Genomic DNA, 18,585 nt, shown 5'->3' with positions numbered 1-18,585 from the left:
CCCGAAGATCCTCGCTTCGCTCCGGTCATCAGGCCTTCCTCGTCTCGCGGCCGAAGGCGTCGCGGAGGCCGTCGCCGACAAGGTTGAAGCACAGCGTCGCGATCGCGATCGCGATCCCGGGATAGACGGCGAGCGACGGCTGGCTGCGCATCTCCTGGAACGCCTGCCCGAGCATGCTGCCCCAGCTCGCCGTCGGCGGCAGCGCGCCGAGGCCCAGCAGGCTGACGGTCACCTCGGCCAGCAGCGCGGACGCGAGCAGGAACGACAGCTGCACGAGCGTCGCCGGCAGGATGTTCGGCAGGACCCGCCTCCGCAGGATCATCAGGCTCGGCGTCCCGATGCTGGTCGACGCCTCGATGTAGACCTCGCGCCGGACCTCGATCGTGCTGCCGCGGACCACGCGGTACATGCGCGGCGCGTACACGATGCCCAGGGACACCATCGCGGTGGTGAGCCCCGGCCCGACCGCCGCGATGATCGCGATGGTCAGGACGATCGCGGGGAACGACATGAGCACGTCCGCGGCCCGGTCCAGGAACCAGTCGACGATCCCGCCGAAGTAGCCGCCGATGAGCCCGAGCGGCAGGCCGATGAGCGTCGCGATCAGGACGGCGAGCCCGGCCGCCGCGAGCGACACGCGCCCGCCGTACATGAGGCGGCTCAGCGTGTCGCGTCCCAGCGCGTCGGTGCCGAGCCAGTGTTCCCCGGTCGGCCCGGACAGCCGGTCGCTGATGTTGACCTCCGCCTGCCCGTAGGGGGCGATGAGCGGGGCCGCCGCGGTCACGACGATGATCAGGAGCAGCAGCCCGGCGCCGATGACGGCCGACTTGTTGGCGCGGAACCGGCGCAGGGTGGCGCGCCCGCGGGAGACGTGCCCGACGAGGTCGGCGCCGTCCTCGACCGGCACGGTGGCCGGTGCGGTGGCCGATTCGGTGGCCGTCTTGCGGAGGTCGACGCTGTCACTTTGGGTCATGACACTTTGACCTTCGGATTGAAGTAGCCGTACGACAGGTCGACCGCGAGGTTGACCAGCATGATCAGCACGGCGGTGATCAGCAGGATGCCCTGCACCATCGGGAAGTCCCGGGAGAACACCGAGAAGTACGCGAGCTTCCCGACCCCGGGCAGCGCGAACAGCTGCTCGATGACGACGGTCGCCCCGATCAGCCGGTTCGCCTCGACGCCGAACGCCGTGACCACGGGAACGGCGGCGTTCTTCATCACGTGCTTGACCGCCACCCGCCGCGGATGAAGGCCCTTGGCCTTGGCCGTCCGGATGTAGTCCTCCTGCATCACCGAGGTCACGGCCGCGCGGGTCTGCCGGGCGACGACCGCGGTCGGGACGGTCGCGAGCGAGACGGCCGGGAGCAGCAGATGGCTGAACCAGTCCAGCGGGCTCTCGGCGAACGGCACGTAGCCGACGGCCGGAAGCGCCCGCATCTGGATCGCGAAGACCAGCACGAGCATCATGCCGACCCAGAAGTACGGCAGCGCCATGAACGCGCTGGCGGTGACGGTCGAGAGCCGGTCGATCCAGCTGCCGGGGCGCAGGCCCGCGGCCAGGCCGAGCGCCAGCCCCGCCGCGGCCGCGATGAGCAGCGTCATGACGACCAGCGACAGCGTCACCGGGAACCCGGCGGCGACCGCCGACCAGACGCTCTGGTCGTCGACGAACGAGTTGCCGAGGTCGCCGTGCAGGACGTCCGTCAGCCAGTTCCAGTACTGGATCAGGAACGGCTCGTCCAGGCCGAGCTCCTCGCGGATCGCCTGGATCCGCTCGGGCGTCGGGTTGCTCCCGGCCAGCGCCACCTCCGGACCGCCCGGCACCAGCGCGATCAGGCTGTAGATCAGGAAGCTGACGATGACCAGCAACGGGATCATCGCCAGGAGTCGCACGCACAGCAACCGCAGCACGCCGATCCTCCGTTCTGGTTCGAGCGGGTCCCAGCCGGCCCCGTGCTCCGGCTGGAACCCGCTCCGCCTAGGGGCGAGTGGTGGTCACTTCTTGACCGCGACACCGCGGAACTGGCGGGACCCGTCCACGTAGACCTCGACGCCCATGACCTTGTTGTTCATCGCGAGCGGCGTGTTGAGGTGGCACAGCGTGATCGGCTGGGCCGCGTCGTCGTGGGCCGCCTTGAAGAGCTGCTGGTAGATGCTCTTGGCGGCGTTCCGGTCCTTGGCGCCCTTGGCCTTGGTGGCGAGGTCGGTGATCGCCGGGTTCGAGTACGCGCCCGGGTTGCTGAACCCGTCGGGCAGGTAGTACGAGGCGATCTGGATGCTCGGGTCGGCGTCCGCCTTCTGCTGCACCATGATCGCGTCGACGTTCTTGTTGACCGAGAAGCCCTCCATCAGCTTGGGCAGCTCGACGGGACGGATCGTCATCTTGACGCCGACCTCCTGGAGGTTCGCCTGGATGAGCTCCGCGACCCGCTGGTAGGCGTCGAGGTTGTCGGTCTCCAGCGTGAACGAAAGGTTCGTCACGCCCGCCTTGGCGAGCAGTTCCTTCGCCTTTCCGGGGTCGTGCGGGTAGGCGTCGGGACCGAGCGACGGGTCGGACGCGTAGTAGTTGTTCGGGAACATCTGCACGCCGGGCTGGCAGAACCCGCCCTGCAGCTCATTGATCGCGTTCCGGTCGATCGCGTAGTTCAGCGCCTGGCGCACTTCCTTCTTGTCGAAGGGAGCCTTTCCGGTGTTCACGGCGATGGTGAAGCTCGCCAGGCTCGGCTTCTGGCAGACGGCGAGTTTCGCGTCCTTGGCCGGCTGGTACATGCTGGACCGCAGGAATGTGGCGTCCGCCGTTCCGGTGATGGTGGCGTTCAGCCGCGCATTGTCGTTGCTGGAGATCAGGAACACCATTTTGGCGACGTTGACGGCCTTCGGGTCCCAGTATCCGGGGACCGGCGTGTACTCGACCTTGGTGTTGGGCTCGTAGGCGGTCACCTTGAAGGCGCCGGACCCGCCGGTGGGCTTGCTCGCCTGGCCCGGGTCGTCGAACACCTTCGGGCTCATCATCATCCCCGCCGAGCTGGAGAGGATGCCGATGAGCGGGGCGGCGCCGCTCTTGGTGTTCACCTTCACCGTGGACGCGTCGACGACGTCGACCCCCGTGACGTCGCTCAGCGCCTGCTTGTTGAAGCTCTTCCCGCTCCGGTGCCGGTCGATGTTCGCCTTGACGGACGCGGCGTCGAACGCGGTGCCGTCGTGGTATTTCCAGTTGTCGATGAGATTCAGCGTCAGGCTCTTGCCGCCGTCGGTGATCTCCCATTTCTTCGCCAGCATCGGCGTCGGCTCGCCGTTGGCGTCGATGCGGACGAGCGTGTCGTAGACCGGATACAGATACATCCAGCTGTTGCTGGTGGTGATCTTGTCCGGGTCGAAGCTCGTGTTGGCGACGCTGTACATCCAGGTGAACGTCGCGCTCCTGTCGATCGCCGCCTCGTCGAAGGGCGGGCACGCGACATTCTGCTTCGGTTTGGCCGCACCCCCGCCGCCACCGCCGCCGCCGTTCGGATCATCGTTGTCGGCGCTGCACGCGCTCGCGATCATCAGGAATGTTGCGGCAGCCGCAACGAAGAGCTGTTTCCGCATCTGGGGGTCCTCCGAACCAGAATGTGGTGTTGGTGAAACGGGGCTTGGTCCTCGCCCTCCGGTGAATCAGCTGGGGTGGACGTCCGGGGGCCCGATCGCTCGCAGGGTTCCTGCGTTCGGAGGTGACGGGCCCGGAATCGGTGGTCGCAGGGTTCCTGCGCGGGGCTGCCTGGGGGTAGGTCCGTACTGCCAGTTCGTACTTTGTCTGATGAATGAGAACATACGTATGCTTGCCAGTCAAGGACGTCCATCCTTCGTCCGGTAACCTTGATCGGCCCGGTCTGTCGGGTATCGGTCCGGTCTGTCGGGTGATGGGGGATCGCACGGTGGACGTGAACGTGAGCGCTGAGACCAGCGAGAGTCCCGCGCACGCCGATGAGAGCCCCGCGCACGCGGGCAGGCGCACGCGCATCCGGTCCAGGAGGCCCAAGGCACCGGCCCCCGCTCCGGCGTCCGCGTTCGTCATCGGGACCCTGTTCTCGGGATCCACGCTGATCGGGCGCGCCATGACCACCCGGATCGGGGGCGCCCACTACGTCGGCGAGCTGAACAACCTCACGCAGTTCCCCGGCCTCAGCCACAAGACCGCGGCGCGCAACTGCGGGCCCTGCTCCGTGCTCGGCAAGGAATGCCCCCACTTCACCGCGAAGCTCCGCGACCGCGTCACCTACGACGACATCCTCGGCATGCACCGGCGGCTCGCCCGGTCGCTGAACGCCTCGGTGGTCATCGACGGGAGCAAGTACGTCACGTGGCTGCGGCTCGCCATCGCGCAGCAGCAGGCCGACCCGGCGGACCGCACCCGGCTGAACGTGATCGTCACGGCGCGGAACCCGATCGCGTACGCGATCAGCCACCGGAACCGGACGGGCCAGGCGCTGTGGCAGGGCGCGAGCGTCTGGCGGGACACCTACGTCGACGCCGTCCGCACCGCCAACACCTACGGCCTGCCGCAGCTGGTGATGCGCTACGAGGACTACATGGCCGACACCGAACGGTCGCTGGAGCGCCTGAGCGGCTTCCTGCATCTGCCGCTGAACGCCGCGCCGGACGCCTCCGTCCTCCATGACACCGGCGGCAACTGGAGCTCCTTCGTCCCCTACGTGGGCAAGGCGCAGGTCGAGAAGCACATGGAACGCTTCGACGGCGAGGTGCGCGCGGAGGCGGAGCAGTTCGTGCGGGCCGCGCGGGCGTACTGGAACGACGAGAAGCCCAAGGAGGACACCCGCTGGCATCGCAGCCTCGACACCGCCGACGCCAACGCCCTCCTGAGCACCCCCGGGCTGACCGACGTGGCCGGCCTCCTCGGCTACAACCTCGTCGACCTCGTCCAGGCGGCCGTCCGCCCGAAGGCGTGATCTTCACGGCCCGCGGGCCCGGCCGCCGGGCCTTTCGGCCGGACGACCGGGCCCGCGGCCTGGTCTGTCGATCTCCGATTCTCAGCCGACCGGTTCGAGGGCCAGGTCGTCGGCCGTGCGGTGCTCGACGGGGCCGGGGGTCTCGGGCTCGTCCGCCGGGGTGACGTGCTTGGGCAGCAGGAACGCGATGCCGACCATCACGACGGCGAGCGCGGCGGTGACGATGAACGCCAGCCGCATCCCGTCGAGCTGGGCGACGGCCTGGGCGGCGCCGTCCGCGATCCGGGACCCGGCCCGGCCGGACATCACGGTCACCACCAGCGCGGTGCCGAGGGCCGCCGCGACCTGCTGGAGCGTGGCCAGCATCGAGCTGCCGTGCGAGTACAGGTGGGCCGGCAGCGCGCCGAGGCCGAGGGTGAACACCGGGGTGAACGCCACCGCCAGCGAGATCATGAGCAGCGCGTGCAGGCCGAGCACCTGCCAGAACGGCATCGCCGTCGAGATCTGGGTGAGGCCCGCCAGCGCCAGCACGATGCCGGCCGACCCGGGGATGATCAGCTTGCGGCCGCCGAAGCGGTCGAAGAGGCGTCCGACGGCCGGGCCGATCAGGCCCATCGCCAGCCCGCCGGGCATCACCAGCAGCCCGGTCTCCAGCGGGGTGAGGCCGCGCAGGTTCTGCAGGTAGATCGGGAGCAGGATCATCGAGCCCATCATCGCCATGAACCCCAGGGACATGAGGAGCAGCGAGAGCGCGTAGGTGGAGTGGCGGAGGATGCGCAGGTCCAGCAGGGGGACGTCGCGGCGCTGCAGGCGGAGCTGCCGGACGGCGAACACCGCGATCGTGACCAGTCCGAACAGCACGATCGACGCGGGGACCAGCTTCTCGCCCTCGGCGAGCCTGCTCAGCCCGTACACCAGCGAGCCGAACCCGAGGGCGGCGGCGCCGACGCTGAACCAGTCGATGGTGCTGAGCTGCGGCTCCCCGACGTTCTCCAGCTGCGCGAGCCCGCGCCAGGCGATCAGCGCCGCGATCGGCAGCACCGCGGCGAACAGCAGCCGCCACGAGCCGAGCTCCAGGATCAAACCGGACACCGCCGGGCCCATCGCCGGGGCGACCGAGATCGCCATCGTCACGGTGCCCATCACCCGGCCGCGGTCGCGCTCGGGGACCACGGTCATCAAGGTCGTCATCAGCAGCGGCATCATCACCGCCGTGCCGGACGCCTGGACGATCCGCGCCAGCAGCAGCACCTCGAAGACCGGCGCGACCGCGGCGAGCGCGGTCCCGGCGAGGAAGACGCCCATCGCGGTGGCGTAGGCGCTGCGGGTGGTCACCCGCTGCAGGAACCAGCCGGTCACCGGGATCACCGCCGCCATCGTCAGCATGAACGCCGTCGACAGCCACTGCGCCGCCTGCTCGGTGATGTTCATGTCCGCCATCAGCCGCGGGATCGCGTTGATCATGATGGTCTCGTTGAGGATGACCACGAACGTCGCGAGCACCAGCAGGCGGATCACGGCGGGGGTGCGGCGGCGCTCGGAGGTCGCCGCAAGCGCGTCGGTCTTAGCAGCGGGGGGTTCCGGTGTAGTCGTCATGCCGGGATAGACCGGCGCCGCCGCGAGAACTCATCGATCTACCAGAAACTTTCTTCGCGGTCTTCGGGAGGGGCTAGGCAGGGCGGCCGGTGAGGTCCGCCCAGGCGGCGGTGAGGCGGGCGGCGACCTCGGTGAGGACGTCGGCGGGGAAGGTGAACGGCAGCCGCAGGTAGCCGTCGTGCGCGCCGGTCGGGTCCATGGTCGCGCCCGGGACGACCTCGACGCCGTACCGCAGCGCCACCTGCGCGAACGCGCGGGCGTCGCGTCCGGGCAGCTCGATCCAGAGGGCGGATCCGCCGGCGGGCGGCTGGAAGCGCCACTCGGGCAGGTGCTCGGCCAGGAGGGCGGTGAGGTGGTCGAGGCGGTCGCGCAGGACGACGCCGCGCGCCGCCGCGATCTCCGGGAGGCGGGGCAGCAGCCGGGCGGCGAGCGCCTGGTCGAGGACGGGGCTGCCGAGGTCGGCCAGGGCCTTGTGGCGGGCGAGCCGCTCGATCGTCCCGGCCGGGGCGCGGACCCAGCCGGTGCGCAGCCCGCCCCACACCGACTTGGCGAGCGAGTCCGCGGACAGGACCTCGGCGCCCCGCGGCGCGTACGCGGCGATCGGCGGCGGCCGGGACGCGCCGCCGATGTCGTACGCGTTGTCCTCCAGGACCGGCACGCGGTGCTCGGCGGCGATCTCCGCGACCCGGCGGCGGCGTCCCTCCGACATGAGGGCGCCGGTCGGGTTGTGGACGGTCGGCATGACGTACAGCAGGTCGGGACGGTGCTCGGCGAACGTCCGGGCGAGTTCGTCGACGCGGATGCCGTCGTCGTCGATCGGCACCCCGACCAGCCGCGCGCCCGCCGCGCGGAACACGTCGAAACAACCGGGCCAGCCGGGGGCCTCCACGACGACGACCGACCGCCGCCGCAGGTACATCTGCGCGGCCAGCGCCAGCGCCTGGGTGACCCCGGTCGTGACCAGCACGTTCTCGGACGCGGTCGGCAGCCCGGCGGCGGTGAGGCGGGCGGCCACGGCCTGCCGCAGCGCGGGCAGCCCGCTGGGGTGATAGCCGGTGTCCCGCATCAGGGCGGGGAGGTCCTCGGCGAGGAGCGCCGCGAGTTCCGTGCCGAGTTCGGGCACCGCGCCCTCCATGGCGTGCCGCAACGAGATCACGCCGGCAGGGCCGTCGATCAACCGTTGGATGATCGACGCCGCCCGTCCGCCGGGGACGCGGCCGTCCGCGCCCGGGCGGGACGAGCCCGGCTGCCGCACCACCCGGGTGCCGCTGCCGCGCCGGCTGTCGGCGATCCCGAGCCCGCGCAGCTCGTCGTACGCGGTCACCACCGTCGCCCGGCTGACGACCAGCGCCTTCGCCAGGGCGCGCTCGGACGGCAGCCGCTCGCCGGGTTCGAGCGACCCGTCGTGCACCGCCCGCTGGAGGGCGGCGGCGAGCTTCCGGTACAGCGGCCCGGGCCCGCTCATCCAGTCGCCCAGGATCTCCGCCAGCTCGGCCGGTTCGCGCGGCCGGCCGGAGGGGTCGGGAAAGCGGTCCACCTGCGGCCCGATTGGCCCGGGTTCGCCCGCGTTCATGGCGTCAGGCTAGCCGTAACGCCGCAGCGGGCGGCCGATCCAGGGAGCGAAACAGCCATGAACACCCTCCTCGCCTTCGCCGCGGCGTCCATCGCGCTCATCGTGATCCCCGGCCCGAACGGGATCTACATCATGACCCGCAGCGCGGCCCAGGGATACCGCGCGGGCCTTGTCTCCGCCCTGGGCGTCGAGACAGGGACGCTGGCGCACATCGCGTTCGCGGTGCTCGGCGTCTCGGCGCTCATCGCGGCCTCGCCCGTCGCGTTCAACGTCCTGAAGTTCGCGGGCGTCGGCTACCTGCTCTACCTCGCCGCGCGCACCGTCCTGCGGCGTTCGGAACTGGACCTCGGTGGCGGGGCCGACCCGCTCCCGCTGCGCCGGGTGTTCCGGGACGGCGTGGTGGTCAACGTCCTCAACCCGAAGGTCGCGCTGTTCTTCCTGGCGTTCCTGCCGCAGTTCGTCACCGCCGACGCCGGGACGGCGGGCGCGCGGGCGCAGATGATGGTGCTCGGCGCGGTGTTCTTCGCGCTGGCGCTCGTCCTGGACGCGGGCTACGCCGTCGCGGGTGGCGCGGCCCGGCGCTGGCTGGGACGCCGCTCCGGCTCGACGCACCGCTACGGCTACGCCATCGGCGGCATCTACCTGACCCTGGCCGCCTACGCGGTCGCCGCCTGACCGTCCTCGTCGCCGTCCTCCGCCGACCCGGGCGGGGTCTCGTCGAAGATCAGCCAGGTGCGGGTCGAGCGGACGCCCTCGACCGTATGGATGCGGGACAGGACGATGTCGCGCAGCGAGGCGTTGTCCGGGGTCCGGACCAGCATGATCAGGTCGACGTCGCCACCGACGAAGGCCAGGTGCTCGATGCCGGGGACCACCTGGAGCTGGGCCGACACCTTCCGCCAGGAGTTCTGCTCGATGTTGACCAGGACGTAGGCCGCGGTGCCGAGCCCGGCGCGAACCGGGTTCACCCGGGCGGTGAATCCCGTGATGACCTCGTCGGAGATCAGGCGTTCCACGCGCGTGTAGGCGTTGGAGCGGGAGACGTTGACGCGCTCGGCGAGGGCGCGCATGGACAGGCGGCCGTCGGCGACCAGTTCGCGGAGGATCGCGCGGTCGAGGTCGTCCAGGGTGGCGGGGGCCCCTCCGGCGGCGGGCGTTCGTCCGGTCAGACCGGGCGGGAGTGGCGCCCCGGAAGACATCTGGTCCATCAAACCTCCCGTGTCGGGGCCAAGTGTCCTGACTTCTGACGGGGTATTGAGACTTCTGTTCCCATCGGTTCATATTTTTAGCATCGATGGAGTTGCGGAGGTGGGGTCGATGACGGGTCGGGCGGAGGCGCTGCTTCCCTCGGCGGAGCCCGTGCGGTTCCTGACCGACAGCGGCGCGGCGGCGCGGAAGCGGACGAACTACCCGGTGCCCGGCACGGAGCTGCTGCGCCGGGCCTATCGGGCGATGGTCGTCGGGCGGCGGTTCGACGCGCAGGCGACCGCGCTGACCAAGCAGGGGCGGCTGGCCGTCTACCCGTCCAGCCACGGGCAGGAGGCGTGCCAGGTCGGGGCCGCGCTCGTCCTGGACGACGGCGACTGGCTCTTCCCCACCTACCGGGAATCGGTCGCGCTGGTGACGCGCGGCATCGACCCCGTCGAGGTGCTGTCCCTGCTCAGGGGCGACTCGCACTGCGGCTACGACCCCCGGCGCCATCACACGGCGCCGCAGTGCACGCCGCTCGCGACGCAGGCCGTCCACGCGGCGGGCCTCGCCTACGCGGAGCGCCGCAAGGGGACGGGGCGGGTCGCGCTCGTCTGCGTCGGCGACGGAGCGACGAGCGAGGGCGATTTCCACGAGGCGCTCAACTTCGCCGCCGTGTTCAAGGCGCCGCTTGTGGTGCTCGTCCAGAACAACCAGTACGCCATCTCGGTGCCGCTGGAGCGCCAGACCGCCGCGCCCGCCCTCGCCTACAAGGGAATCGGCTACGGGGTGCGCTCCGAGCGGGTGGACGGGAACGACCCGCTCGCCGTCCTGGCCGTTCTGTCGGCGGCCGTCGAACACGCCCGGGCGGGCAAGGGGCCATTCCTCGTCGAGGCGCACACGTACCGGATCGAGCCGCACACGAACGCCGACGACGCGTCCCGCTACCGGACGGAGGCGGAGGCGGAGGAATGGCGGCAACGCGATCCGATCCCGCGGCTGGAGAGTTATCTGCGGCGGCGCGGTCACCTCACCGACGAGGACGTGACGGCCTTCTCCGCCGACGCCGACAAGCTCGCCGAAGACCTCCGGACGCGCATGAACGCCGACCCCGACCTCGTCCCGCTGGGCCTGTTCGACCACGTCTACGGCACCCCGACCCCGCAGCTCGACGAGCAGCGCGCGCTGCTCAGCGCCGAACTCCACCCCGAGGGGGCGCCGTCATGATCACGATGGCCAAGGCCCTCAACACGGCTCTGCAGGACGCCCTCGACGGCGACGAGCGGGTCCTGGTGTTCGGCGAGGACGTCGGCACGCTCGGCGGCGTCTTCCGCATCACCGACGGCCTCGCCGCGAAATTCGGCGACGACCGCTGCTTCGACACCCCGCTCGCCGAATCGGGCATCGTCGGGTTCGCCGTCGGAATGGCGATGGGCGGCTTCCGTCCCGTCGTGGAGATGCAGTTCGACGCGTTCGCCTACCCCGCCTTCGAGCAGATCGCCTCGCACGTCGCCAAGATGCGCAACCGCACCCGCGGGCGCGTCGAGCTGCCGCTGGTCATCCGCATCCCGTACGCGGGCGGGATCGGCGGCGTCGAGCACCATTGCGATTCCAGCGAGGCGTATTACGCGCACACGCCGGGTTTGAAGGTCGTCACACCCGCGACGGTCGAGGACGCCTACTCGCTGCTGCTGGAGGCGATCGACGACCCCGACCCGGTCGTGTTCATGGAGCCGAAGAAGCTGTACTGGTCGAAGTCGGACATCGAGCGCCTGGAGCGGACGGAGCCGTTCGGCCGCGCCGCCGTCCGGCGGTCCGGCGCCGACGCGACGGTCGTCGCCTACGGGCCCGGCGTCCCGGTCGCGCTGGAGGCCGCCGAGGCGGCATCGGCCGAGGGCTGGGACCTTGAGGTCATCGACCTGCGCACGATCGTCCCGTTCGACGACGCCACCGTCGCCGCGTCCGTCCGGTGGACGGGCCGCTGCGTCGTGGTCGCCGAGGCCGCCGGTTTCGCGGGCGTCGGCGCGGAGATCGCGGCCCGCGTGCAGGAGCGCTGCTTCCACAGCCTGCTCGCGCCGGTGCTGCGGGTGACCGGGTTCGACATCCCGTACCCGCCGCCGATGCTGGAGCAGCACCACCTGCCGGACGTCGACCGGATCCTCGACGCCCTGGACCGCCTCCAGCGCGACGACCAGCCGGACACGCGGTACCTGAATGTGGGCGGTGCGGCATGAGCGAAGCGAACCGGGGGGTGCGGGGGGTCGCCCCCTCACAGGAAGCAGGCATGAGCGGGACGGTCTTTCGGCTTCCCGACCTGGGTGAAGGGCTCACCGAGGCCGAGGTCCTGGAATGGAAGGTGTCGGTCGGCGACGTCGTGACGGTCGACCAGGTCGTCGTCGAGGTGGAGACCGCGAAGGCGGCGGTCGACGTGCCCGTCCCGATGGCCGGAACGGTCGCGGAGCTGCACGCGGAGGCGGGCTCCGTCGTGACCGTGGGCGCGCCCCTCATCTCGGTGACCGCTGCCGGATCGGCGCCCCACACAGGGTCGGCGTCCCACACCGGGTCGGGGCCCGACACCGGGTCGGAGCCCCACAACGGTGCGGCCGAGCGGTACCGGGAGGAGGAACGGGCCGGGTCGGGCAACGTCCTGGTCGGCTACGGAACGGCGGCCACCACGACGCGCCGTTCCCGGCGGCTGGCGGCACCGTCGAGCGGCGAGACGCCCCGGGTCATCTCCCCGGTCGTGCGCCGCCTGGCGAAAGACCACGGCATCGACGTGGCGGCGCTGACCCCGAGCGGCCCGGGCGGCGTCGTCCTGCGGAAGGACGTCGAGGACGCGATCGCCGCCGCGGCGCGTCCCGAGGAGCCGGAAGCGGGCGAGGTGCGCGTCCCGCTGAAGGGCGTCCGCCGGACGATGGCGGACAGGGTGTCCCGCAGCCGCCGCGAGATCCCCGACGCGACCACCTGGGTCGACGCCGACGCGACCCGCCTGGTCAAGCTCAAGAAGAAGATCCAGCGGGCCGACCCCGGCGCGCGCGTCGGGATGCTGGCCCTGTTCGCGCGGATCTGCGTGGCCGGGCTCAGGCGCTTCCCCGAACTGAACGCGTATGTGGACGACGAGCGGCAGGAGATCGTCCGGCTGCCGGGGGTGAACCTCGGGTTCGCGGCGCAGACCGACCGGGGCCTGGTGGTGCCGGTCGTCCGCGACGCGCAGCGGCTGACCCTGGCCGAGCTGGGCGCGGAGCTCGCGCGGCTGACGGGCGAGGCGCGCGAGGGCCGACTGTCCCCGGACGACCTCACCGGCGGCACGTTCACGCTCAACAACTACGGCGTGTTCGGCGTGGACGGCTCCACCCCCATCATCAACCACCCCGAGGCGGCGATGCTGGGCGTCGGCCGCGTCACGGAAAAGCCCTGGGTGTGGAAGGGAAAGGTCCGGCCCCGGCAGGTGACGCAACTGTCGTTCACCTTCGACCACCGGGTCTGCGACGGCGCGGTGGCGGGCGGTTTCCTCCGTTTCGTCGCCGACTGCACGGAGCACCCCGAAACGTTGCTCACCAACCTCTAGCCGGACACCGGATGCCGGATGCCGGATACGGATACAAGGGGGAGGCCGCGCGTGTAACGGTGTAGGTGCGCACAAGGCAGAGGGAGCCGTGATGGAGAAGAAGACGGTCATCACCGTGTCGGCGGCCGCTCTCCTGGCAGTGATGGGCGCCGTCGGCTGGAAGCTCGGTAGCGCGGACGACCCGGCCAAGCCGAGCGACGGCGTGTACGTTCACTCGACCCAGGACCCCGGAGAGGTCTCCGAGTATTGGACGCCGGAACGCCAGCGGCAGGCCACGGGAGGTTGAGCCGCGGCAGAAGGGGCTCTGAGGGTCGGTCTATTCGGGCGGTCGGGTGCGGAGGCCGTCGAAGGCGACCTTGCACAGCGCGTCGGCGATCTCGTCCGCGCCCGCCCCGCCGCGCCGCGGCCGGTACCACTCGATCAGCGAGTTGACGAGCCCGAACAGCAGCCGGGCCGTGATCGCCGGGTCGATGTCGGGGCGGATGTCGCCGTCCGCCTCCGCCTGCGCGACCAGCCCGGACACCAGATGGTCGAACTCCCGGCGGCGGGCCAGCGCCCGCTTCTCCACCGCGGTGTTGCCGCGCACCCGTAGCAGCAGGGTGACGAACGGCTGCTCCGCGACGAGGACGGCGACGCTCGCCCGGACGAGGTGCTCCAGCCGGTCGATCGCGCGTCCCTCCACGGCCCCGGCCTGGTCGGCGGCGGCGAACAGCCCGTCGAGCGCGCGGTCGACGGCGAGCTGGAGAAGCTCGTCCTTGCCCGCCACGTGGTAGTAGATCGCGGACTTGCTGATGCCGAGGCGCTTGGACAGCTCGTCCATGCTGGTGCCGTCGTAGCCGCGCTCGTTGAACACCTTGACGGCGACGCGCAGCAGGGACTCCTTGTCGTACCCGGGCCGCCCCCGCCGCCTCGCCTTCGCCTGCCCGTCGGGCGGCGGGTTGCGCCCGTCACGCCTGTCCCCCTCGTCACGGCCGTTGCGCCCGTCCCGCTCGTTGCCCACGCCGGTCATTATCGCAGCGCCGACGCCTTCTGGACGGGCCCGGTCAGGCGTAATATCCTGACTGAACGGACGGTCGGTAATTCAGGTCGGCCGACGACGCGGAGGAGAGGCCCGATGGCTCCACTCGCCAGCTACGTGTCCGGCGCCTGGCAGGTCCCGGTGGACGGGGGCGTCCCGCTCGCCGACGCGGTGACCGGCGCGGAGATCGGGCGGATCTCGTCGTCCGGCATCGACATGGGCGCGGCCCTGGAGCACGGGCGCCGGGTGGGCGGCCCGGCCCTGCGGGAGCTGACCTTCCACCAGCGTGCCGTGCTGCTGAAACGGCTCGGCCTTGAGCTGCGCGAGCACCGCGACGAGCTGTGCGCGCTGTCCGCCCGCACCGGCGCGACCCTCGCCGACTCGAAGATCGACGTGGACGGCGGCATCGGCGTGCTGCTGTCGTACGCGAGCAAGGCCAAGCGCGAGCTGCCGAACGACACCGTCCTGGTCGACGGGGACGTCGAGCCGCTGAGCAAGGGCGGGACGTTCGCCGGACGGCACATCTGCACCCCGCTGCACGGCGTCGCGGTGCAGATCAACGCGTTCAACTTCCCCATGTGGGGCCCGCTGGAGAAGCTCGCGCCCGCGTTCCTGGCGGGGATGCCGACCCTGGTCAAGCCGGCGAGCCAGACCGCGTACCTGACCGCCCGCCTCGTCGAGCTGATCATCGAGTCGGGCATCCTGCCGGAGGGGACGCTCCAGCTCGTCTGCGGAAGCGCCGGCGACCTGTTCGAGCATCTCACCGAGCAGGACCTGGTCGCCTTCACCGGCTCCGCTGCGACCGCCCGCAAGCTGCGCACCCACCCGGTCATCGTCGGGCGCTCCGTCCGCTTCAACGCGGAAGCGGACTCGCTCAACTGCTCCGTCCTCGGCCCGGACGCGGCCCCCGGCACGCCGGAATTCGACCTCTTCGTGAAGCAGCTCGTCACCGAGATGACGGTGAAGGCGGGCCAGAAATGCACGGCGATCCGCCGCGCTCTGGTGCCCGCCGCCCAGCTCGACGCTGTCGCCGAGGCGGCGACCGAACGGCTGGCACGCGTGAAGATCGGGAACCCGTCCAGCCCGGACGTCCGGATGGGCGCGCTCGCCGGGCTTGAGCAGCGCGAAGAGGTCCGCCGCCGCCTGAAGACGCTGCTCGACGCGGGCAGCATCGTCTTCGGCGACCCGGAGCGCGTCGAGGTCGTGGACGCCGACGCCGAGCGCGGCGCGTTCATGTCGCCCGTCCTGCTGCGCGCCGACGACCCCGGACGCGCCGAGCCGCACGAGGTCGAAGCGTTCGGGCCGGTCAGCGCGCTGCTCCCCTACGACGGCACCGCCGAGCAGGCGGTCGCGCTGGCCGCCCGGGGGCAGGGCAGCCTCGTCGGCTCGGTCGTCACCGCCGACCCCGCCTTCGCCCGGCGGGTGGTGCTGGGCGCGGCACCGTGGCACGGGCGGCTGCTCGTCCTGAACCAGGAGGACGCCGCCGAGTCCACCGGGCACGGCTCACCGCTGCCGCCGCTCGTCCACGGCGGTCCGGGGCGCGCGGGCGGCGGCGAGGAGATGGGCGGAATGCGCGGCGTCATGCACCACATGCAGCGCACCGCCGTCCAAGCCGGGCCGTCCATGCTGTCCGCCATCACGGGCCGCTGGACGTCAGGCGCGTCCACCCGGCTCGATGACGTGCATCCGTTCCGCAAGCACCTCGAAGAGCTCCGCGTGGGCGACACGGTCGTCGCGGGTCCGCGCACTGTCACGCTCGCCGACATCGAGCATTTCGCGGAATTCACCGGCGACACCTTCTACGCGCACATGGACGAGGAAGCGGCGAAGGCGAATCCGTTCTTCGGCGGACGGGTCGCGCACGGCTACCTCGTGCTCTCCTTCGCCGCCGGTCTTTTCGTTGACCCGGAGCCCGGCCCCGTCCTGGCGAATTACGGGCTGGAGAACCTGCGTTTCCTGGCGCCGACCTTCCCCGGCGACGAACTGACCGTGAGGCTCACCGCGAAGCAGCTCACCCCGCGCGAGGACGCCGCCTACGGCGAGGTCCGCTGGGACACCGAGGTCACCCGGCAGGACGGCGCCGTCGTCGCGAAGTACGACGTCCTGACCCTGGTCGCCAAGCGGCCGGAGGGTCCGGAGGAGGTGTGACATGACACAAGAGCAGTTCGAGCAGACGATCGACCGCGACCAGCGCATCGAGCCGCGCGACTGGATGCCCGACGCGTACCGGGCGACGATGATCCGGCAGATCGCCCAGCACGCCCACTCCGAGATCATCGGAATGCAGCCGGAAGGCGAGTGGATCACCCGCGCGCCGTCGCTGCGCCGCAAGGCGATCCTGCTGGCCAAGGTGCAGGACGAGGCGGGCCACGGGCTCTACCTCTACTCGGCGGCCGAAACGCTCGGCGCCGATCGTCCCGACCTCACCGCCAAACTGATCTCCGGCAGGCAGAAGTACTCGTCCATCTTCAACTACCCCACGCTTTCTTTTGCGGACGTCGGGGTGATTGGCTGGCTGGTGGACGGCGCCGCGATCTGCAACCAGGTCCCGCTGTGCCGCAGTTCCTACGGGCCCTATGCCCGCGCGATGATCCGGATCTGCAAGGAGGAGTCGTTCCATCAGCGGCAGGGCTACGAGCTGCTGATGACGCTGATGCGCGGCACGGACGCGCAACGCCAGATGGTGCAGGACGCGGTGAACCGCTGGTGGTGGCCGTCCCTGATGATGTTCGGCCCGCCGGACGCCGACTCGACGCACACCGCGCAGTCCATGGCGTGGAAGATCAAACGGCACACCAACGACGAGCTCCGGCAGCGGTTCGTGGACATGACCGTCCCGCAGGCGGAGGCGCTCGGCGTCACGCTCCCCGACCCCGACCTGCGCTGGAATGACGAGCGCGGCCACCACGACTTCGGTGAGATCGACTGGTCGGAGCTCAAGCGCGTGATCAGCGGCGACGGCCCCTGCAACGCCGAACGCATCGAGGTACGGCGCGCGGCCCACGAGGACGGCGCCTGGGTCCGCAAGGCCGCCGCCGCACACGCCGCGAAGGCGCACGCCGCGAAGGCCGCCGCCGCGAAGGCCGCCGCCGCGAAGGCCGCCGCCGCGAAGGCAGAAGCCGGGAAGGCAGAAGCCGCGAAGAGGGCCGCACACGCTGCGGAGAGGGAGGCGTGATGGAAAAGGATTGGCCGCTGTACGAGGTGTTCGTCCGGGGTAAGCGCGGCCTGAACCACGTCCATGTCGGTTCGCTGCGCGCCCCCGACGACACGATGGCCTTGCGCAATGCTCGCGACCTCTACACGAGACGCAACGAGGGCGTGAGCATCTGGGTGGTGAAAGCGCGGGACATCACCGCGTCCAGCCCGGACGAGAAGGACCCGTTCTTCGCCCCCAGCGGCGACAAGGTCTACCGGCATCCGACGTTCTACGACATTCCTGAGAACGTCCCGCACATGTGAGGCCGCCATGGCGTTCGACAACGCGCTCGGCGCGATAGCCGAAGAGAACGACGAGACCCGCTGGGCGTTCGGCACCGGTTTCCACGATCCGCTCGCCGGTATCGACACGTCCGTCCCGGAGGGCATTGACCGGCGGGCTCTGGCCGCCTACTGCCTGATGCTCGGCGACGACGCACTGATCATGTCGCACCGCTTGCAGGAATGGTGCACCCACGCCCCCGAGCTGGAAGAGGAAGTCGCCCTAGCGAACATCGCACTGGACCTCCTGGGCCAGGCCCGCCTTCTGCTCTCCCGGGCCGGAACCGCCGAGAACGAGGGCCGCACCGAGGACGACCTGGCCTATTTCCGCGACGCGGAGGAATTCCGCAACGTCGTCCTGGCCGAACTCCCGAACGGCGACTTCGCCCATTCCACCGTCCGCCTCCTCCTCTTCGCGACCTGGCGCCTCGCGGTGCTCCACCGCCTCACCACGTCCCGCGACCCGGTGCTCGCCGCGATCGCCGCCAAGAGCGTCAAGGAGGTCGCCTACCACCGCGACCACGCCGCCCTCTGGACGATCCGCCTAGGCGACGGAACGCCGCTCTCCCATGAGCGCACTCAGAATGCCCTGAACACGCTCTGGCCGCACACAGACGAACTGTTCAGCACCCACCAAGTTGAGCGCGAGCTGGCCGCCGCAGGCGTGGCCGTCGACCCTTCCGGTGTCCGCGAGGAGTTCGAGACCGTCCTGGACGAGGTCCTCACGAAGTCCACCCTGCAACGCCCAGCCCCCGTCGCGGCCGCACCCGCGCCCCTAACCGGCCGGGACGGTGAGCATTCCGCATCCCTCTCCGACCTGCTGGCCGAGCTGCAAAGCGTGGCCCGCGCCCACCCGGGGGCGACATGGTGACGGCCCGCACGATCGCCGAAACGGTCACCGACCCCGAGCTGCCGATGCTCACCCTCGCCGAGCTCGGCGTCCTCCGCGACGTCCGCGAGGCGTCCGGCCGCGTCGAGGTGACGATCACCCCGACCTACACCGGATGCCCCGCCCTGGACGCGATGCGCGACGACCTCCGCGCTCGCCTGACCGAGGCCGGGTACACCGACGTCCAGATCCGCACCACCCTCGACCCGCCCTGGACGACCGACTGGATCACCGAGCCGGGCCGCCGCAAGCTGCAGGCCGCCGGAATATCACCCCCGGACACCGCGCCTCATCGCGCGCCCGGCCCCATCCCCCTGACCCTGGGCC

General features: G+C 71.0%; 18 protein-coding genes. 11 read left to right on the top strand and 7 right to left on the bottom strand.

The genetic code is table 11. From position 1 onward, the window contains the following. Window positions 1-28: 28 nt before the first annotated feature. The 3 genes from E1264_RS01145 to E1264_RS01135 form a co-directional block, all read right to left on the bottom strand. Entirely contained in the window at window positions 29-973 is a 945-nt protein-coding gene (locus E1264_RS01145) for an ABC transporter permease (RefSeq protein ID WP_132168618.1), read from the bottom strand. Beyond that, a complete protein-coding gene (locus E1264_RS01140) occupies window positions 970-1,914 on the bottom strand; it encodes an ABC transporter permease (protein ID WP_132168616.1) in 945 nt (314 codons plus the stop codon). Before E1264_RS01140 ends, E1264_RS01145 begins: the two co-directional genes overlap by 4 nt. Before the next feature lie 84 nt (window positions 1,915-1,998). After that, window positions 1,999-3,591: an ABC transporter substrate-binding protein gene (locus E1264_RS01135; RefSeq protein ID WP_132168614.1), complete on the bottom strand. Its 1,593-nt coding sequence runs from the start codon at window positions 3,589-3,591 to the stop codon at window positions 1,999-2,001. Window positions 3,592-3,929: 338 nt separating this feature from the next. Here E1264_RS01135 and E1264_RS01130 point away from each other — a divergent pair, with 338 nt between their 5' ends. After that, window positions 3,930-4,949 (top strand): hypothetical protein, encoded by a 1,020-nt coding sequence (locus E1264_RS01130; RefSeq protein WP_132168612.1) that lies wholly within the window; start codon window positions 3,930-3,932, stop codon window positions 4,947-4,949. A gap of 81 nt (window positions 4,950-5,030) precedes the next feature. Here the strand turns inward: E1264_RS01130 and E1264_RS01125 are convergent, their stop codons facing one another. After that, on the bottom strand, window positions 5,031-6,545 hold the full coding sequence (locus tag E1264_RS01125; RefSeq protein ID WP_132168610.1) for an MDR family MFS transporter: 1,515 nt from the start codon (window positions 6,543-6,545) through the stop codon (window positions 5,031-5,033). Between the two features lie 73 nt (window positions 6,546-6,618). Continuing rightward, window positions 6,619-8,118 (bottom strand): PLP-dependent aminotransferase family protein, encoded by a 1,500-nt coding sequence (locus E1264_RS01120; RefSeq protein WP_132168608.1) that lies wholly within the window; start codon window positions 8,116-8,118, stop codon window positions 6,619-6,621. 57 nt (window positions 8,119-8,175) lie between these two features. Here E1264_RS01120 and E1264_RS01115 point away from each other — a divergent pair, with 57 nt between their 5' ends. Further along, the gene (locus tag E1264_RS01115; RefSeq protein ID WP_132168606.1) at window positions 8,176-8,793 is read left to right on the top strand and encodes a LysE family translocator; all 618 of its coding nucleotides are present in this window, start codon (window positions 8,176-8,178) and stop codon (window positions 8,791-8,793) included. Here E1264_RS01115 and E1264_RS01110 read toward each other — a convergent pair. Beyond that, window positions 8,775-9,326 carry an Lrp/AsnC family transcriptional regulator gene (locus E1264_RS01110; RefSeq protein WP_243710686.1) on the bottom strand — a complete coding sequence of 184 codons (552 nt, stop codon included), beginning with the start codon at window positions 9,324-9,326 and terminating at the stop codon, window positions 8,775-8,777. The genes E1264_RS01115 and E1264_RS01110 overlap by 19 nt on opposite strands. 109 nt (window positions 9,327-9,435) lie before the next feature. Between E1264_RS01110 and pdhA the strand changes: the two genes are divergently transcribed. The 4 genes from pdhA (at window position 9,436) to E1264_RS01090 (ending at window position 13,160) form a co-directional block, all read left to right on the top strand. Further along, the gene (gene pdhA, locus E1264_RS01105) at window positions 9,436-10,533 is read left to right on the top strand and encodes a pyruvate dehydrogenase (acetyl-transferring) E1 component subunit alpha (protein WP_132168604.1); all 1,098 of its coding nucleotides are present in this window, start codon (window positions 9,436-9,438) and stop codon (window positions 10,531-10,533) included. Further along, complete coding sequence (locus E1264_RS01100) at window positions 10,530-11,540, top strand: alpha-ketoacid dehydrogenase subunit beta (protein ID WP_132168602.1); 1,011 nt, start codon at window positions 10,530-10,532, stop codon at window positions 11,538-11,540. The genes pdhA and E1264_RS01100 overlap by 4 nt, the downstream gene beginning before the upstream one ends. 50 nt (window positions 11,541-11,590) lie before the next feature. Next, on the top strand, window positions 11,591-12,874 hold the full coding sequence (locus E1264_RS01095; RefSeq protein WP_132168600.1) for a dihydrolipoamide acetyltransferase family protein: 1,284 nt from the start codon (window positions 11,591-11,593) through the stop codon (window positions 12,872-12,874). A 91-nt stretch (window positions 12,875-12,965) separates the two neighbouring features. Continuing rightward, window positions 12,966-13,160 (top strand): hypothetical protein, encoded by a 195-nt coding sequence (locus E1264_RS01090; RefSeq protein WP_132168598.1) that lies wholly within the window; start codon window positions 12,966-12,968, stop codon window positions 13,158-13,160. A 30-nt stretch (window positions 13,161-13,190) separates the two neighbouring features. On the opposite strand, the gene E1264_RS01085 is transcribed toward E1264_RS01090, so the two are convergent. Then, a complete protein-coding gene (locus tag E1264_RS01085) occupies window positions 13,191-13,748 on the bottom strand; it encodes a TetR/AcrR family transcriptional regulator (protein ID WP_243710692.1) in 558 nt (185 codons plus the stop codon). A gap of 240 nt (window positions 13,749-13,988) precedes the next feature. On the opposite strand from E1264_RS01085, the gene paaZ reads away from it, so the two are divergent. From paaZ to paaD, 5 genes are all read left to right on the top strand, one after another. Then, window positions 13,989-16,040 (top strand): phenylacetic acid degradation bifunctional protein PaaZ, encoded by a 2,052-nt coding sequence (gene paaZ, locus E1264_RS01080; RefSeq protein WP_132168594.1) that lies wholly within the window; start codon window positions 13,989-13,991, stop codon window positions 16,038-16,040. A 1-nt stretch (window position 16,041) separates the two neighbouring features. Next, complete coding sequence (paaA, locus tag E1264_RS01075) at window positions 16,042-17,067, top strand: 1,2-phenylacetyl-CoA epoxidase subunit PaaA (RefSeq protein ID WP_132168592.1); 1,026 nt, start codon at window positions 16,042-16,044, stop codon at window positions 17,065-17,067. Then, window positions 17,067-17,351: a 1,2-phenylacetyl-CoA epoxidase subunit PaaB gene (gene paaB / locus E1264_RS01070; RefSeq protein WP_132168590.1), complete on the top strand. Its 285-nt coding sequence runs from the start codon at window positions 17,067-17,069 to the stop codon at window positions 17,349-17,351. The genes paaA and paaB overlap by 1 nt, the downstream gene beginning before the upstream one ends. Window positions 17,352-17,358: 7 nt before the next feature. Continuing rightward, window positions 17,359-18,240, top strand: a complete 882-nt coding sequence (paaC, locus tag E1264_RS01065) for a 1,2-phenylacetyl-CoA epoxidase subunit PaaC (protein ID WP_132168588.1) — start codon at window positions 17,359-17,361, stop codon at window positions 18,238-18,240. After that, a partial coding sequence (paaD, locus tag E1264_RS01060) for a 1,2-phenylacetyl-CoA epoxidase subunit PaaD (RefSeq protein ID WP_132168586.1) occupies window positions 18,234-18,585 on the top strand: 352 nt, incomplete at its 3' end. The genes paaC and paaD, both read left to right, overlap by 7 nt.

It is taken from the genome of Actinomadura sp. KC216 (assembly GCF_004348535.1).
GTDB lineage: Bacteria > Actinomycetota > Actinomycetes > Streptosporangiales > Streptosporangiaceae > Spirillospora.
The sequence above is the reverse complement of the archived record's forward strand: the minus strand, read 5'-3'. Positions and strand labels throughout refer to the sequence as shown.